Genomic DNA, 20,127 nt, shown 5'->3' with positions numbered 1-20,127 from the left:
TTATTGTCTATCTGTTAAAGGGATATTATACTGTGTTTCTTTGATGGTTTTCATTCCTCTTTCAGTTTCCACCATCTGGCTAACCAACTTGCCTTCGCTGTTATACTGGTAGTATACCCCAAAGTGTTGGTCGTCGAACTGCGTTAGAAGTTTTAGGTTCCTAACATCATATACATAGCAAGTAGCTTCTGCATCCATAGGCTGGAACCTAAAGTCATCCAAGTGTACCTCTTCGTTATCAGAGAAATCATACACAAATCTTACTGACAGTTCTTGATCTAAAGCCATGCCTCTCCAATCCGAAACTTTACCTTCATATAGCGCCCATTCACCCGAGGTACCAATGCGTTGAAGCGGGACAGTTATGTTATTATTTACATTTAGAGCAGGCGACGCCAAATCATTGACGTTAACAGGGTTAACAGTATTTACCGACCGTACCCAAATTTTCATTATAGCCCCCTGGTCCATCAGCTGTTGGTTGAGTTTAAGCCCATGGCTAGTGTTTATGAGCTCATAATTAGGGTGCGACCTAATATTAAGGCATTTCCTACCAGAATGGCTGAATTTGAGTATGCTCGCAAGATCTTCATTTTCGAAATCCTGAAACCATATAGACGGGTATTCCGCATTCGCAGAAACTACTACAGGCATCATATTGCCTCTGTAGCCAAACCTGACCGCACTTGGTATACCAATGGTATTTTTTTCTTCAATAGGCATACCATTTGGAGAATACCTGGTTACCTGATTGGCAAGAAGCCACTTTTCATCTCCAGACTGCACTAACCCTGTCTGTTGGTCTTTCGCCATTTCAGTATGCCAATCAAAGAACTGGAAATCATTAATGACCCCATCGGCATATATTTTTTTATCAGTTCTGGAATTACGGTCAGCTTTATAGGTAAAACTGGCTTTCGGCATGTAGAACCTATTGAGCTTTTCCTTTAGAGCATCAAGCTCATCAGTATTATCTACAATACCATTGTTCCCAGGATCTTTATCGTTTAAAATGTATTCTTTGATAATATCATCGCTATTAGAGTACCAATCTTTTTTAAAGTGAACAGCATTGGCGGCAATTACTCCATTGTGCCTTTTCTTGGTATCAATAATATTATCAATGAACCAATCACCTTGATCCCCATAGGCGGTAACACTACCAGCCATGGCTGACAGTTGGTTAAGGTTGTCAGGGTTATCGCTAATCCTGCCCATTTCGCTATAGAACCATGCCGCAGGGAAGTTATAAGTATAGTAATTTCCATTATGCACAGGAATTTCAGGATCTGCCAGTTTCAGGTTATGATATCCGTCAGTGACTTTAGTAATAAGCGGATCTCCCGTATACTCAGAGAAAGCAATGTTCTCTTCTCTGGTGGTAATACCATTAACCGTCTGCTCCACAGCTTTAACAGTTACTGGATAGCTGACCACCTTACTGGTGACATGTGAACTAAAACAATTTAAGGTGTTAGTAAGCATAAACCCTAAATTCGGAACTATAGAGAAGGTAGGTACCCAAGTGAAAGCAAGGTCTATTTCAAGTGACAGGTCAAAATTTTCTTCCAAGGTACTCCTCATCTCCATGGTAATCTCTTCCTCCCTTCCAATGCTTTTCATTTCTTTGACCAAGTACTTGTTTGTAGGATCATAGCTAACCACAGGAATTTTTTCTCCCGAATTATAGTATTCATACCTAGTAGAGGCCACCAATTGTGCGTCTACAGGAATCTTGCTATAATCCAACACTTCATAGGTCGAAAAAGCTTTTGGTTGGCCATGCATATTATTCTTTATAATAGAATAGCCTTGTGCCACCCATGTTTTTTTACCAGAATAATATAAAAACGGTAATGGGAGCACGAACCAATCATTCTTTCGGGCATCCTTGGCTTCGTCATGCATATCGCCAAGGGAAGTATTTTTCACAAGCATAGGATGGTCTTTACAGGTATGATATTCATTTACCTGCCTTCCAGTACCAGTTTTCCCTTTGTGGATATTTTCAATAACAACCCTGCGGTGCCCTATAGAAGGTCCAGGCAATAGGCTTTCCCCCAGAGGGCCTTCGTTTTGGTCTTTGTCTGGTCCGGCAATTACCCTGTTGAGCCAACGTTGGTTGGTACGGTCAAGAATAGTCACCAAAGAATGGTCTTCTCTTGAATCCATAGGCTCATTAGTAGCCACCCCACTTGTTCTACCATCTTCCAGTTCATAGCGATATTCATTGCCATAAATGCTGGCATCGCCAGTCTCCACACCCTTATCATACATCAACAATCGTTTAACACGAATCCCGCCACCTTTTTTGCCGTTAAAAAGTGGGATCTTCAAATAAGAGAGGCCAAAATTGACACTTTGGCACTTAGACTTTTGGCTCGGAGAAAATCTATGTATATGCGGAAAGGTTTGGTTGATGGCCCTACGTGCTGCATCCCAATGCAGGTGTCGGCTATTAAATGCCCTATTAGGATTATTGACTACGTCGGCAATTTCATCATCAGGAACATTGTTTAGGCGGGCTATGGATTCCTCTATTTGATCAAACCTATTAAGCTCGACATTTCCTTGGTCATCTCTAACCAAGCCATCTGCGTTCGACACAAAATAATCATAGCAGATATGAGCAGGCACCGTTTTCCGTACACGACGGTGGGAGTTACCATTCCGCCTCGAATTTTGAATATCTCCTAGCCGTATCCAAATACCATGTTCATCGACACCTGTTCTGGCGACTGTAGCATATCCAGAAATATATTCAGAACCTTTATCATCCAGAGAAGGAGACTCTCCCACTAAATCATATAAGAAATTAAAAAACATGAAGTTTTTAGGGCCATCCGCAGAAGAATAAAAACTCTGTAACTTTAATGCATATAACACCAGTTGCTCCTGAGTAGCATTTTCCATTCCAAAGTCGGACAAATTAAGATAGTACTTAGTATTGTCCGAATCGTAGTCGTCCACAGAATTACCTTTAAGGCTTACCAAGCCCATAGCCTGTTTGTCTTGTACATAGAGATAGTCTTTTTGCTCATACTGTACATGGATTTCGCCGCCAGAAGGCAGCTTTATCACCTTCAGGTTCCAAGCTGCAGGATCGAAATTCTCATTGTATCCCTGATAAACCCAATCTTGTAACCTATCCGCCCTTTCCTTTGCTTCCTTATGCTCCTGATAAAACCCCCAACTATCCATGAGGCGCGGGTCATAATCTGGGTTTGCATATACCTCCGCAGCAGGAAGCACATCTAGAAACGACTTAATAGCGGGATACCGATTATCGATTTCTTCTTTATAGCCTTTAGGGTATTCGTATTCAAACTGATAAGGCGCTATCCTACTCTTAAACACCCCTTCATTCTCAAACCAGACCTTTTTTAAAGTAAGCTTGCCAGAACCATCAACCGCATTGGTAGCTCCCTGACATAAGCTATAATCATATTCAAAGTTTGTTACCTGAAGCGGTTTGGTAAAGTCATCTTTAGAAAATAGAACTATTTTTTCCAGCTTTTCAAGGTGCTGTTCTTTATCTATTACCTCCTCACTGTTTTCATTTTTATTGGCAGCAGGATCCACAAGTACCCCGTCCTGCTCTATGAATTTTAAAGCGCCATACCCATCTTTTCTCTTATCCGCCTCACTGCCAGAACGAGTGTACGAGCCTTTTAAGAGCGTCTGCATTTTATCAGGAACACTGTAGTTTTCCAGTGCATCACTAAAGTCGTCATAGTCGCTGGTATTGGTCACAAAAAAAGCAACATGGGTTTTGGTTTCTACAGTTTTTAAATAAAAGACCTGTTTTAGCCCCGTGTTAACATTGGCTGCGTCATCATATCTGTTAATAAGGCTACCTTTATTATAAAAAAGCCCGTTATAAGGTGCACGATACCGGTACCAATTCGATTCGTCGTCGTTACCACGTTCCCACTGGCGGTAATTGAACCTTGTCCACCCACCAAAGTCACCCTCATCGGCTTTTTTATTATTGTTCACATCCACATAATTTGGTGTATGAATTTCAGTTAGCAGGAAGGTTCCAGCTACAGGCCAAGGGGTATACTGGCCGGTCACAAAATCATTTTCCAATACATGATCTTTTCCCTTCCAATGGTCAACCACCTTCAACGGCTCATGAGGGTATGCTAAATAGTTGTCTTCAATTTCAGCATTATCCTTGTTAACCTCCATTAAACTAAGGCTCAATTCATCTTTGGTATAAACCGGCAGCCCAAATATTTTGGAGTTGCCACTCCCATCCTTGATACTGAACTGGGCGACAGAGTTGTTTAACCTCATATCAGGTTCGTCACTAGAAAAGAAGTTTCTTACCGACGATTCTTCCAAGGCATTTCCATTTGAATAATCAGCATAACTAACTTCTTTTATATAAGAGCTAGAAGAAGCCTTCTCAAAATCGTTGTTGCCAGAAGAAAAGTTAAAGCCGGTCAAACCAGGATAGAACTCCCTTCTTCCAGGAATCTGCCTGTCTAAATAAGACTCTAATGAAGCAGAGGCCTCGTGGTCATCAGAAGTATAGCTCACTTCACCACTTTTGTCATTCAAAAACCTAAAGTAAGCCTTATCAGCACCACCGTACTGATAACGTTGAGGATAAAATTCATCAGCACCAGCGGCTCCACTTGAAGCAAATCTTCCCACACGATCCCAGTCACCCATAATGATTTTTTGGTGTCCAGGATTGACCTCCAGTCCCACGCCAGCATTGTTCCAGCCAACATTACCCTCTAGACCAAATGCCCTGACCCCTTCTCTATTATACACACTAAAAGGATATACATGACCTACATCCTGCCTACATAGCTTAAAGCTACCACCCAATTTCTCTCCAGTAACCATGAAAATATCAGGCGTAGAAAAAGGGATTGGTAAATATCTGTCCCTTTTATTCACATTTGTACCTTTCTCCACCATGTAATCATAGCCAGAAAAATCGTGAAAAGAGTCTATGTCCCCCCTTCCCTGTCCAGTTTTTCTAAACTTTCCTGTAACTTCTTTTTGGTACGGGTTGCGGTATCCATAAGCAGCCACCTCAGTCCTTTTTCTTGGGAATTGGATAGAAAAGTTTCCAGTATGCCCTACCTCTATACCAAGATTAGTAAAAAAATCCAACTGCAAGGACATGGTTTTCTTCATAGAAACGCCTCTGTAAGAACTAAGGCTAAAAGTCCCAGAAGGTCCTCCGACAAAATCAGCGCCACCATAATTAAAAAAGCTACCCTTGCTTTTGATGGATGATTTCCCTAAATCCATTTTTTTAAGTGCCATGACTACAGAAGCAATTTTATTCCCTAATTTCTTTTTTCCTTTTTCAACATCAGCCGCTTTTTTAATTTTGTTACCAAACATGGCAAAAGGGTCTATGGTCGGATTAAAAGTAGCAACCCCTCCACTCATGGACATGCCCAAACCTACCCCACTAAAACTGGCACCGAAACTAAAAGCTTTCGAAAAGCCCCTGTAATTATTAAAGCGAACCGACTTAGACAGGTTAAACCTCATTGGGCCAGCATCACTAGATGAATCAGGTTTAACAGCTTGTGCTAAAACCTTCTTTTGTTCACTCATCTTTTCCACTTTGTCAGAACTCAGAGATTTGATCTCCAACCCTAACATAGCGGATGATGAAGAGGTCCAGGAAGGTCTGGTTTTATTGTATTGAGTTACAGGGTGTCCATCAAACTCATCTGCATATCCACGCTTAGATCGGTTAATAGCTCCCGGGTTCAATGTCCATCCATAACCAACCCAAGATGCTTCCTCTTCCGGATTGACACCACTATGGTAGCTAAGAGATAGCGCATAGCCACTACCTTCAGGACCAGGCACATTGACAACAGGGATATTATAAGTAAAATCACCTGAAAAATCGTCCACCATATCGGTAGTACTCACAGGTTCGAAACTGGAAAACTCAGGAGACTCAGGTCCTCCTGTAAGCGCCAGGGCCACAGCAGGGGCAAAAATCTCCACTAGTAAATTTAAAAGCAGGAAAACTGCTAAAGCTCTATTGAATCTGGTAAAACGGAACATAAACTGTTAAAAATGAAATTCAGGTATATCAGAAATCTTATTATGGTCAAAACTAAATTTGGTAATGCCTGTGCTAAACAGATAGTCAGTAAAAACTATTTTCATATCGTCAGAAAGACTTTTTTCTGGTTTAGGAAATACGAGATAAATAGTACGATGGGGCTGCAGCCCATAACTGTCTTCCATTTTGGCGAGTACAGGAGAGGTCTTTTGACCATCAAAATGCAAACTGAAATAATCATTAAGCTGGAAATTAAGCTCCATCAACATTTCTGAATATTCAGCATAATTTTCCACTGCGTTCTTCAGCAAATCGCCATGTTCAGGGTCTTTATAGCCAATTTTCAATAAAAAGCTCAGTGAATTGTTATACAGCCCGAGTAAGCTGTCTTTGCGCTCGGAAGGCAAGTCTTGAATACTGCCAAACTCCTTGAAAACTAAATATTCTGGGGGCAGGTATTTCATTTCCATTTTCAATACCCCAGCCTCTTTACTGACCACAAAGCCATTGCCTCCTTCATTTAACCACCTGTAAAACTCAGACTCAGAATTAAAAGATTTCTTACAAGAGAAACAGCCAAGGAAAAGGACAAACATCAACAACTTATTCATCGGAGTATTTTTTATTTAAAGCCCTTAGCACTGGTTCGGTCAGGTCGAACATATCATTTCCATAAAGAACTGCTCCCCCTTCACTGGTGCTGAATATTATATCATACCCATTTGCTTCTCCATATTCTGAAACAAAGTCACTGACACTATTAAGTATACCAAGCGAAAGCTGCTGATCTCTTTTTTCATATTCTTCTTCCGCAGATTTTTGCTTTTGATATAAAGCATACTGGAGGCTACGAATCTTTTCACGCTTACTGATTTTTTCTTGTGTAGAGTAATGAATAGAATCGCGTTTATAATTTTCCACTTCAATACTCAAAGAAGCTTGCAAAGAATCAAGTCCTTTACTCCCCGATGCCTGAAACTCATCGAGAAGACGGTAAGCATCTTGGGTACCAGCATAATTTTCCAATAAATCATGACTCCTAACAAAGCCAATTTTGGGCTTGGAGAACTGTTGTACTAAAACAAGTGCTAATGCTATTACAGCTAAGCACAAAGAAGCATAAGAGATAATTTTCATCTATCTTGATATAATAAATTGTCCATTCAAATACTCCTCTCCGACTTTGAGTTGGAAGAAATAGACACCTTCCGGCAGGTCAATTCCATTCTGTTTTCCGTCGAAAGGAGAAGAAATAACTTCAGTACCTGTTTTCATATATACAGGTGCATCGTGTTGGTCTGAGGCACTAATTTTCAAGTAGTCTATAAGCTCTCCTGAGATGCCATTTACTATAAATTGGTCAGTATCATGGAACAACATAAAAGGATATTGCTCATTGAGCTGAATTTTTATGCCTGAACATGAGACAGGTTCACGGGCACTACCAGAAGAATGCCATGATATAAGGCGATCGTTAAAGTATACATCATACAGTTCAGGACTTAACAAATGTTCTTGGTCGTCCTGATCAATAAAGTAGATCCTGTATTGGTCATTGTTTCTCACGACTTGTCCTTGATCATTGGTCACTATTCTAATTCTACCAGGTATGTTATTGAAGTTTCCATGTATTTCCATAATGTGTTCACCAGCCAATAACATCGGTGTTACAGTATGCCCAGCATTTACTCCATCATCGTCACCTGATTCCGCACCAGTTTCAAATACAGGTGAGCCTGCAGTAAAGTCGCCTTCAGACTGCGCGGTATTAAACTGATCTCCACTCATCGAAAACCCTACAGCATTGTCAGATCCAGCAGGATCCCCAAAACTATTGGTTTGCATGACAAAGCCAGCTTTACCCAAAGCAAATACCTCTGTATCAAAATTCTTGTAATTCTGCACAATGACCCGATCAAGGATCCTGTCCGCATAATTTGAATTGCTCTCAAAGAAAACTTGTGCCAGGTCATAATCAAGGACATTCTTCCAGTAAGCATATTTGCCAGATGGGTCATCAAGTCTAATACTGTTTCCTTGAGCGTTTACAGGATACAACCTCAACATTTCACCATTAACTGGGAAGGAGGTAAGCATTTCTTCCGGCTCGTTTTTCCAATGTGCAACAGATTGGAAGGTACCGTCAGATCTCCGGCTAAAAAGTAGCTTAAGGTTTACAGGAAGATCATTGTAGTTATCTGCATTCTCAGGATCCTGTTCAACTTGGTCGTCTTTTCTTATGATATGGTAAAAGTCTGTATTGATGCCCGAAACTGTTGGAGACCTTACCGTCGTCAAATAATTGTCATAATCAGGGTTTTTCTGAACCATTCTGACAGAGAAAGTTTTTAGGCCAGCCTCTGCTCCTCTAAGTGGGCTTAGATACAGAGGACGGTAAAGGTAACCTGAGCCTACAGGGAACAGATAATCATTCATATTATCATCCATTATATCCCTCTTGAGGAAGCCATCTTTCCTACTAGATATAAATCCTCTATCTCCTATTTCATCCCTTTCTATGGCATCATATTGGGACGTATTAATATGAAGTATCTTATTTCTTGTAGCCAGTTCAACATTGTTCAAGCGAAGCAAGCCATTGACACTTACGTCAGCAAACATGCTTTTGATCCCATTACCTTGTGTATATAGGTGGTAAAACTGGGTTGCATTGCGGCCTCTCAGGCGCTGGGCATTACCGTCGAGAATCACCAGGCCATGCTGCGGGAGGTTTTCATCATCAATGTTAGCAAAGACAAGGTTTTCTGCATTGTTAGTCCAGTCACTTTCAACTATAATGGTACCTTCATTTTTGAACCTGCCTTGGTCTTCATCAGCAGCTAAGCTACCACTCACCCTTTGTTCATTCAGTACGTTTCCATAAACATTAAGACTATATCCATCCCCGACATTTACCTTAACACCATAGTTATTGAAAGAGAATCCAGTTGGACTTTCCTCTCCAGGAATTACGACAGAACCTAGGGCCAAATAGTTTTGATCCAAATTCCAGTCTGCATAGGCCGGCGAAAGTTGGGCTTTGATAGCACCACCAGAGCCTTTTGATCCGGTGTGAAAGTCGTTTCCAAGACTTACCCAATCCTGGCCAGCAGCCACAGCTACCCTCATAAGAGAAAGATTATTGAGTATGTCACATGAACGTCTGTCAAACCCAAGTGTGGCAATGAAAGCTTCGTCATAGTCTGCGGACACTTTAAAGTGCTCACATTCACTCACACTCTTGATTTCGTTGTTCTCACCCAAATAAACACCCGTTTTAGGCTCTCCAACAAATTCTACAAGATAGTCATGCTGCATGGAGGCCTGTACAGTCAAAGGATTGTATTGCTGGTCTTTTCCAAGAGGAAACTCAAATCTATTGGTAGCAATTTTTTTAACAGGACCTTCTATGAAACTATTTCTACTATAACCTGAAATGGTAGATGGTCTAGAGACTGTCAAAACAGCATCAGTATTAGTTACTATATTTCCTTTTTCCAGCTTGAGCTTACCTGGAGAAGCACCCAAACCTATATAAGCAGGAACACTGATATAAAACTTATTCAAGGAGTTATTGACAGCTTTCTCTAAATACAGATTAGAGAAGTTGGCCACAGAAGAAGGGTATCCATCAAGGTCTTCTGCTTCTAAAGATTGGTTGGTAAGCCCGCTTATTACAACTTCACCTCCACGTTTACCAAATGTAATATCAGAATTTACAAGGTAGATATTGCCTTTATAATAGTCTCTATTAAGCGCAGTTGGATAAATTTTCCCCGATGATTTCTGTTGGAATGTAACTTCGCCCTCATACACATCAGGGTCAGCCTGTGGCATAGAGGACAAGTACCAGTCTCCTGTACCTGAATTTACGAGGAAAGTTTCTCCTGAGAACTTATTATTACCTTTTGACTCTACCTTAGCACTTCCTTTCTGCTCAAGATAGGTATATGTGGCAAATTCAGAACCATTAAGGTAAATAGAAGGACACTCTTCGACTTTAATTACTGATTCAAATCTAGTACCAGCAAAGAATGCACTCTGTCCTTGGCTATTGTTTTTCATCAGAAATTCGCCATCACCTTTTACTACCCCTCCTGTATAGGTACCATTTCCATTTACAGTAAACTGTCGCCCATTTAAATTCAGGCTACCACCCATCATACAAAGATCCTTTATATGAATATTTTCAGAAAGCACAGGGAAAGTAGATACGGTATATACATTATCCTCACCTTCACCAGGTAAAGCAACCTCATATTTAATAACCACATTACTTTCAGCAGACGGAACAGTTTCGGGATACCAGTTTAGAGGGTTATTCCAGTTAGAGTTTCCTCCTTTTCCAGTCCAAGCAATAGCAGGCGACTCTCCTCCTTCACACCTACATTTCGCATCAAAAATTACCGTAACCTCATCTTGCCTTACACAACCATATGCATCTGTCGCCCTTAAAGTATAGGTAACATTTGAAGATACATTAACAGAAGGGTTGGCAATATTAGGATTGTTTAATCCCGCCGCAGGTGACCAGTTATAGCTAACTGCATTTTTTCCTTCAAGCTGAGCAGCTTCACCATAACAAACCGGCACATCATCACCTGCACTCGGCATTTGCAGGGTTGGCACCTCTACAGTAGCCACAGCCATACAATTATTACTGTTGGTCACCTCTACCGAATAGTTTTCACTAGAGAAGCCAATGTGAACAGGGTTTCTAATATTATCAGCACTTAAGCTTTCTGAAGGGGACCACCTATATGATTGGCCTTCGGTAACTATTAATTGAAAACCATCATCAAGACACGCATTAAATACTACCTCAGCCACAGGGTTAAATGCAGGGTATACATTTACGTTAACATCCCTTTCTACTACACACCCATTGCCGCCTGTTATACTTACAGTAAAAACCTGATTAGATGTAAGTTTCGCTATAGGGTTAGAAATAGATGCATTGTTAAGCATGTTCTGAGGAGACCAAGCGTACGAAGCCCCTCCAGAAGCGCTTAATTGCACCTCACCGTCATAACATGCATTAACATTTTGAGCAACATTCACTTCTGGGTTCTGTTTAACACTAACCGCAATGCTTCCTTCAGTGACGCATCCAGTCCCTATAGCAGTAGCTTCAAACCCATAGGAAGCACTAGTTTCAGGAACTATAACAGGGTTGTTAATAATTCTGGAAGATAATCCAGGAACATTTTCCCAGTGGAAAGTAGATGGTATATCGGTTTCGACCTCAGCTATAATTTCCTCTTCGGCGCAAACATTATGCTGTGCTGTGTAAGCCAACACAGGCTTAGGGCTAATCGTAATGTTAACACTTTCCTCATGTTCACAAAGTTCTTCAGAGGTTTCGAGGGTAGCAAACACTTTATATACACCCGCTTCAGGATTTTCAAAAGCAGCATACTCAGAATAAACTCTCTGGCCTGAAGGCGATTCCCAATAAACACAGTCCTCACAATCGCTATCTTCTCCCGCATTTGTTTCTATAAATAATTCAAGGATTTCCCCTTCGCATAAATACTCGTCAGCATCCACATAGGCATAAATACCTCCCCCTACTTCAAATTCGTAATCAGTACATGAAGAGTTGCCCTGCTCAGCACTTCCACATATAATATCTGCATTATAAACGCCAGGAGCAAGATTGCTTAACTTAGGCCCAGTACCAAGAACATTTTCTTCATTCTCATCATACCAGATCACCTGGCAGTAATCAGGATCCGTCACCACAAAATCATTTTCTCCCTGAGGGATAAAATTGAGAGGGTTATCATCAAGGTCAAATGCGAGAATCTTACCTGTCAAATCTATTTCCCCATCATTTGCATCACATGAACTAACATCTTTTACATAAATCTGCTCTCCCAATTCATCAAATTCCTCAGGTACATAAATAAACACTTCAGGTATGTCAAGGGAAATATTTTTGAACAAAGAACACCCAGTGCTATCATCAGAAACAGTAACACTATACTCACCAATATCCAGATTGCGTATCCTTTTGTCTCCAGTCCTACTAATTGGGTAATCCCACTTAATATCAATCCCAGATGGATCCAAACCATTTAGATTGACAATAATCTCCCCATTTGAGCCAGTCTCACAATCTGGGCTAACACTAGAAACCTCCACTGGGAAAAAAGCACAAGGCCCACATTCGCCTCCCATATTCCTTTCTACAAGAACATCTTTGCTTATAGAGCAATTATAGGAATCCTTAACCAACACATGATGAACACCTGGTGCGAGACCTCCCATTGAAGGTTTCCTACTAAATTCTTTAGATTTATTCCAGTAATAGAAATACCTGCCAGAGCCACCAGAAACATCAACGTTGATTTCTCCGTCATTGACAGACAAATCTGCACATGAGACATGCGTAACAGAGTCTTGGAGAACCAATGGTTCACTTCGAACTACCCTAACGCTATCTTCCATTGGGCACACTTCACCCGCATACAGCACTTGCGTCTCGTAATGATAAAAGCCAGGTTGAAGGTTAGAAATGCCTTCACTAGAAGTATAAACAGACTGGTCTGGGTATCTCCAGGTTATTTGAGGATTATAGGTTTGACCATTAGCCTCACTATAAAAGCTAACATTTACTTTGCCGATATCATCAGCGTCACATAAAATAAGTTTACCTGAAATCAGTTCTTCTAAGTCAGCGCATACGCCACAACCCTTACTACCTTCTTTAATAACAGCATAGTCAGTTTTCTTGCATTCATTGGTATCAGAAACCGTCACATAATATGTTCCAGCGGACAACTCTTTAAGAGAGTTTTGGGTTACCCCCTCATTATTAACTTCAAAATGCAATATACCACTTCCACCGGAAGCACTGATAATCAACATACCATCGTTACATCCGAGCCCAGATGTATTTGTAGGATTCAGGTTCAGTGTAAGCTCTTTCGGTTCGGTAATACTGAAGGTTTGCCCCTTAGAACAAGAAACCCCTTGAAATTTGAAATTAACATCTACTTTATAAACACCTCCGCTCAAGCCATCTATTTCGGCAAGCCCTTCTGTGTCTGGAATAGGAGCGTTATCCTTAAACCATCTTGCAGATGTCAGTTCGCTTCCTTCAGGTAAATTAAATTTAGCAGAACCGTTTGACAGTCCCTTACAGGTAACATTTTGAGGTTTAACAGAGAATTCAAAATTGTCACACCCACAAGAAGAGGATTCCTTACGAACAAATTTACTTTTTGATGCCGTACAGTTATTGTTGTCTTTTACCGATACATAATAAGAAGCAGAGGTGAGACCACTTACAGTATCCGTATTAAGTGGTGTATGGCTCCACTCATATTGAAAAGGTCGGTTGACATTATTGGTCTTAACTATAAGCACTCCATCATGCCCTGGCTCACAAGACTCAGGTGTCATTTGAAATGATATAAGGAAAGGCAAAGCTTCATAAAGTGTATGTGAAAGCTGCTGCTCAGGGCACACTTTACCATCTACTTCGAGCTCTACCACAGCTGTATACCTGTCAGGCATAAGCCCGCTTAAGTCTATACTATCGTAGCCAAAGAATTCATTAATATTTGAATTTCTTCTCCACTTGACAGAATGAAAAGAGACATTTTCTACATCATCAGGCAACCTTACATGCAAAGCACCATTGGCCTTCTCTCTACAGGTAATATTTTCATAACCAAGTTTAAAATAAGCAGAAGCACAAGTATCCTCATCCGCTGGCGCGTTAGTATAAGGAGGGATAGTTGTAGAGCCATTACTTGGTCTGGAATCAGTAACAGTAACAGTAGTGTTATCATTATCAGATGTAGAGGAAGACTCTTGGCTTACACCAGTAGTTCCTGTAGGAGTATTAACTGTTATATTAACAGGGCCACGTGTGTTACATGCAGTTATAGTGGTAACATAAGGAGGGTTCCCATCACCACCTTCAGGCGTCGGAGTCGGATTGCTATTATTGGAGTTATTCCCCACATGTACTCCTACAGGCAAATCCTCCTCTATTACAAACTGTTCTGTAACTGAAAATGTCTCACCGTCATCTGTAACTACAGTAACAGTTACCACATAGACACCAGAACCACAATTAGTGAGCTGATCAGTATTAGAAATAGTTTCTCCTGTAGGTGTTTCCCATGTAATGTTAGTCACCGTACTATTAGGTGGATAGCTGGAAACTAAAGTCACTACCGGCCCCTCATCATCGCTCTGTTGGGGAGGAGAAGGAGGTGTTACAGTAATGCCTATAGATACAGGAGGACAGCTTTTGCTAAAGCTATTGACCTTTACAAAATTTTCATATAAACATCCATTACCATCAGTTATAGAATAATCATATGAGCCAGGGCTATCAATGAATTTAAAAGAAGCAATTTCACCAGAAAGTCCCCAATAATACTCATGATTAGCAGTGCCACCTTCAGAAAGCAACTGAATCTTACCATAGGCTTCGCCATCACAACCAGGATCATTAACAGCATAAGTCACAGAAATAGGTTCTGGCGTATAAATAGGAACACCTCTAGTATACGTGCAGGTACTATCTTCAATAATGGCCACAAAGTCAAGTTCATAAAACCCTTCAGCCAAATTCCCTATATGCTGGGTTTCAGAATACAAAGAACCATCTTTCTTCCATTGTATAGAGCTAACCTCTGTCCCCGCTGTATAAAACAATTCAACAGATCCTGCCCTTTCACCATAACAATTGTTATCAGATCTGATTGTCCGTAAAACAATGTTATCACAAGGGTTACACCCAGCGTTGCCATCCTTCTCAATGTTAAATGTTTTATTAGCACTACATCCATCACTTCCATATACATTAAGCCTATACAAGCCACTTCTCAGGTGATGCAGAGATATACTATTAGAAGGAAGCATATTCCAAACGTCGCCCACCTTTTCTTCCCAAACATAAGTAGCAGGTGATTTAAGCCCAGAAACAATAGCATAAGCCTCCCCATTTGGATATTCCGAACATGTGTTATTAACAAGCCTAAAGTCTATATTAACAGATGGGGCAGCATTTAATACTTCAGTTCTTGATAGGTTGCAAACAGTTTCATTCTTAACAACCTCCATATTCACAGTGTATTCACCCGCAGGCAGTCCATAAATAGACCGTACGCCTTCTTTTTGATAACCAGGGCCGATCCATTCAATATAGTTGACCTCGTCCTGATTCTTTAACTCCAAATGGAGTTCACCACCTTGATCATTTCTACAAGTAATATCTTTCTTATGGAGGTTTGCTATTACATCTTGACAAGCAGGAGCTGATTCACTTTCATCTAAAGTATAATCTCGAGAAGTACGACATTTGTTTTCATCGCTAAGTATAACCGAATGTGTCCCTTTCCCGAAACCAGATGCTGTAGTCCCAACATAGGAAAGAGAAGGCCAGTATGTTCTAAGCGAGCCAGTTCCTCCCGAAACCCGTACAGCAACACTTCCATTTTGTTTGCCAATAGAAGGGTGTGTTACCCTTACTGTTTGAATTTGCAGTTGCTTTGGTTCTTTTAAGTAAATGTCATATTCTTTTTTACACTCTTGGCCATCAGCAAGTATTACCTTAAAAGTTAATTCATATTTACCTGCCCGTAAACCATAGATAGACTTATCAAAAGAGGTGCTGCCATCAGGAAATATCCACTTCAAGTCCTTAATAGTTTCACCTGGCTTAAAATTAAGCACAATTCGACCATTACTTTCTCCAAAACATGAAGGCTCTTTTAAAGAGTAATTTACATCATATAGATCGCAATCTCTACAAGCCGCCCTTTTACTGTCATCCAAATCAACAATATCTGAATAGCTACACATGTTACCATCCTTTAAGGAGAAAGCATATGTGCCTGAAGGGATAGAGTTTAAATGTATAGATGTTTCTTTTCTATTTTCCCAAGTAACCTGAATAGGTGCTGTACCACCGATATTGTCAAGAAGTATCCACCCGTTTGCCCCTCCCTTGCAAATAGGGGCTTTTTTTCTTACAAATGGTTTAAGGTTTTTAGGCTCCGTTACAACAACCACAGGATTGTAAAGACATACTCCAGTGCCGGTTTTAATATCTACAACTGCCTCATAAGCTCCCTTAGAAAGACCTTCTATTTTTTCTGAAGATGAAGTAAAGCCATTTGGTCCAAACCACTGTATACTTTGCACTTCATAATTAGACAGACCATTCAGTTGAACAGCACCGTCATTATACCCGTAGCAGGTAATATTATCAGACCCTTCTCCAACACTAAGGTTGGCACATTCTTTACATTCTTTTCCGACTGGGCTTAATGAAGTTTGAAAATTTGCAGAACAACCATTCTGATCTAAAATATCAACAGAAATATTACCATCAGATATACCCTTAATTTCTGACATATTTTCCGATGATCCACTCCAAGTAAATTCATAGTCAGGAGTCCCCCCTTCTACAAAAACTGCAACACTACCATCCTTACACCCAGGCCCAGAAGGTTGAACTACAGAGTGTCCATTAACTGTAAGTTCCTGAGGCGATTCTACTCGTACATCCTTAGTATAGTCACATGTAAACCCTTCTACTTTAAATTGTGCACTCAAACTATAAAGCCCTGTATCAAGTGCTGATATATTAAGATTATCGGAATAAAAAAGATCATCCTGGCGCCAAGTGGTATTAAGAGGGACAGTGTTAGTTCCTGCGTGTACAGTAATCTTACCATCTTTTAGTCCATAACAAGAAATATGTTCTCGCTCTACAGAGATCTTTATTTTATCACACTCTGAACACTCTTGTTTAGTTTTTGATAGTACTATCTCTTCTCCAACAGAGCAGCCACTATTATCTTTTACAACTACATCATACTTACCCGATGATAAGCTACTAGCATGTTCTGTATTTTCTTCCATGCTATGAGACCAGTTTATTGAATAAGGCTTTACCCCTCCGGTAATATTTAAAGAAATTTCACCGCCTTCGTCTGTTTTACACGGAGAAACTGTCTCATAAGCAACTTCAAGTCCAGGGCTTATTCCAACAGAAAAAGGGAACTCCCTGTAACATGTTCTGTTTTCATACTTAAAATATGTTTTATTAAGATAATCCCCTGGCCTAAGATTGTTTACCGACAGAGATCGACCAATAACCTCACCATCAATATCATACCAATAAGTTTCCGAAACTGAATGGTTTTCTGACTTAAGATTTAAAAAAGCTTTCCCATTATCAAGCTGACCACAGCTTACATTATCACTTGAGATTTCAGCTCTAGCGTTAAGACAGTCCGAAAAACAAGCCTCATCATCATATCCCACTTCAATATCTTCCTTTAAGAATGTACAACCATGATCATTGACAACTTTTAAAGAGTAAAGTCCTGCCTCTAAATCATAAACCTCTTCACCGTCTAAAACCTGCCCTTTGGGAGTAGTCCAGTAAACCTGATAAACATCATCAAAATCGAATCCTGAAACAATAGCTTCTAGCTTTCCATCCATCTTACCTTTACAAGACTCATTAGTGACCTTTGCCTCTGCAGAAAAATCAGACTTCGTTTTTACTTCAAATGATTCGGATGCAGAGCACTCTCCACATGATAAAGAAACGGAATAGGTTCCTGCTTTAAGACCAGATCTCGTTTTCCCTACATATCCATCGTCCCAAACAAACTCACCCTCAGATTGATCAGGCTCAGGTTCCTCCTCACTACCTAAACACTCACATTCAAACTTAGCCCCGTTTAAAAAAGTGTGTCCATTATCTAATTCTATAGTATTATTTAAATCACAGAAGTAGATTTTCCCATTGAATACGGGAGAATCAAAAACAGTTGTGCTAGAAGTGATTTTCCCACAAGAAGCCCCCTCATTAACAATGGTACAACGATTTAGATTAATAGAGGAAGTAGAAAGCTCACTACCTGGATGAACCACGAATTGAGAAAGTGGGCTAAAAAATGTTTCATTGACTCCCGAAACAACCCCATAATTTTCAAAGACGGAATTATCATGAATAATAAAACGCTTTGCAACAGTAATATTACAAGTGTTAACAAAAACACTACTCCCGTTACAAATCAAAGAATTACCCAGATTTAATGGCCCTTCATTTTGAAAAAATCCTTGATTGTTATGGAAACTACCTGCCACAGTAATGGATCCATAGTTTTCAAGCTTTCCGATACTTTCTACATTAAGGTTTCCAACACTACCATTAATGGTTCCGTAATTAGTAACAAAAGCTTCAATATTTAAGTCACCAGAATAGTTAATCTCCCCATAATTTATAATTTCAGCATCTGGTCTATCCAGTTTAATGGAGATTACATTCAGTACACCGTAGTTAATAATTTTGTCTTTTCGCTTAAGGACAATATGGTTAAAGTTAGCGACACCGCAGACATTTAAGACATTATTACCATTAACAAAGTCAACATTACCAGTAAATAAATCTTTAATACATGCTTTTTCAGATCCACTTAAAGCGTAGTTATTTTCTCCAGAAAAAACTTTGTGACATCCAGCTAGACAAGCATCAGAGTCAGGAAGCCCACCCTCATAACAACCTTTACCATTCTCCCCATTTTCACCATCAGCTTCCCCACATAGTTCACTATTGACACTTAAAGTAACTTCTCCATCACCTGCGTCCTCACAACTTTCATCTGTAACCTCTACCTTAATTTCTATTTCATCCCCTTCATAAATACTGATTCTTTTTTCGGCGACACAACCCTCTGAATCTGTAACTTTGAACACATAGCTTCCACCAGATAGGTTTTCATAAATTAAACTATTTGATGCATTTCCGTTGAAGGAATACTGATATTCGCTGCTTCCCCCTGATACAGAAAATTCTGCACGCCCAGTACTCGTCTCACTACATAAATTTGGTGTTGTAATGGCAGAAATTCTAATTGGGTTATTAGGTCCAGGAACAAAAACGCTTACATCTCTACTACAATTACCATCAGATATAGTAATGTTATAAGTTCCTACTGACAAATTCTCAACATAATTCACAGAACCCAATTCTGGGAACTGGTGCCAAAGAAATGTAAAATCTTCAATGGTCTGTTGCGAGTTATTTACATAAGGGCACTCACAGTTTAGATTCAGCTCAATGTTAGGGTGGTTAGTCTCTACACCGTTAACATCACAATAAAAAATGTTTGAATGAACGGACGCTCCCCAATTAATTACAGATTCAGAAGTAACTTCTAAAAGAGCGCACCCCTCATTCTCACTATTAATGGCTGCGTTTACTTCTATATCCTTTGTTTTTAGATAAGCACCTTTGAAAAGATTCAAAGAGGCTCCAGAGTTAACCCTAGTTCTACTCTCGACAACAATCTGTCCCTTGTTGTCTACAACAGAATTTATTTCAAAATTCTCTTTTACAATAATCTTACAGTAGTTTTCAAGTTTAGAGCCTTGGTTGATGTACATTGTACCCTTTAAAAACTCTAGGTTATTATAGTTCCTAACTAAGCCATTGTTCCCCAATCCACCTACGTACATACTGGCATAGTTGTCTAGTCTTCCTGCTTGGTGGACATTAAAAATTTCATTAACAGTAATGGAACCATGGTTTTCCAGAACTGAGCTAAAACCACCCCCATATTTGACAACTATTTGACCATAGTTTTTTATACCTCCAAAATTATCAGACGCATTAAGGTGATCAGTATATAAAGTACCAGTAATAAAAACCTGTCCATGCAGTAATTCAATATCCTGAATATGGGCGGATCCACAAATAGTAAGTGTCCCTCCATTGACCATAATTCCACCGGTAAATTCAAAATCTTCAGGAATTCTTAGATGTTCCCCAGATGAAATTTGGTAATACTTGTTTTCCCTAATTTCAGTTCCTTCAGAACACATATCCGCAGGGGCATTTTCTGCACTTAAACAGCTCCCGGAGTTTGGTAAAACAGGTGTTATTTCTATTGAGCCATCGCTACCAGTCAAACAAGTAGTGTTAGTTTTTTCAATAGAATAGTTCAAGGAACAATCCTGAGCAGATACTTCAGCAATAAAAACTACTGATAAAACGATGAAAAGTAATCTAAACGGGTTCATAA

4 protein-coding genes are annotated in these 20,127 nt (G+C 39.9%); all 4 read right to left on the bottom strand.

Going from position 1 to position 20,127, the window contains the following annotated elements; genetic code table 11:
- From RCC89_05030 to RCC89_05015, 4 genes are read right to left on the bottom strand one after another with little or no spacing between them, the layout of a single operon-like run.
- Nucleotides 1–6,057, bottom strand: coding sequence for a hypothetical protein (locus RCC89_05030; protein ID WMJ72525.1), 6,057 nt, complete (start codon nucleotides 6,055–6,057; stop codon nucleotides 1–3).
- A 6-nt stretch (nucleotides 6,058–6,063) separates the two neighbouring features.
- A complete protein-coding gene (locus RCC89_05025) occupies nucleotides 6,064–6,669 on the bottom strand; it encodes a hypothetical protein (GenBank protein WMJ72524.1) in 606 nt (201 codons plus the stop codon).
- A complete protein-coding gene (locus RCC89_05020; GenBank protein ID WMJ72523.1) occupies nucleotides 6,662–7,195 on the bottom strand; it encodes an OmpH family outer membrane protein in 534 nt (177 codons plus the stop codon). The genes RCC89_05025 and RCC89_05020 overlap by 8 nt, the downstream gene beginning before the upstream one ends.
- A complete protein-coding gene (locus RCC89_05015) occupies nucleotides 7,196–20,125 on the bottom strand; it encodes a hypothetical protein (GenBank protein ID WMJ72522.1) in 12,930 nt (4,309 codons plus the stop codon).
- Nucleotides 20,126–20,127: the final 2 nt, after the last annotated feature.

The sequence above is a fragment of the Cytophagaceae bacterium ABcell3 genome (assembly GCA_030913385.1).
In the GTDB taxonomy this organism is placed as follows: domain Bacteria; phylum Bacteroidota; class Bacteroidia; order Cytophagales; family Cytophagaceae; genus ABcell3.
This window is presented reverse-complemented; position numbering and strand designations above follow the sequence as displayed.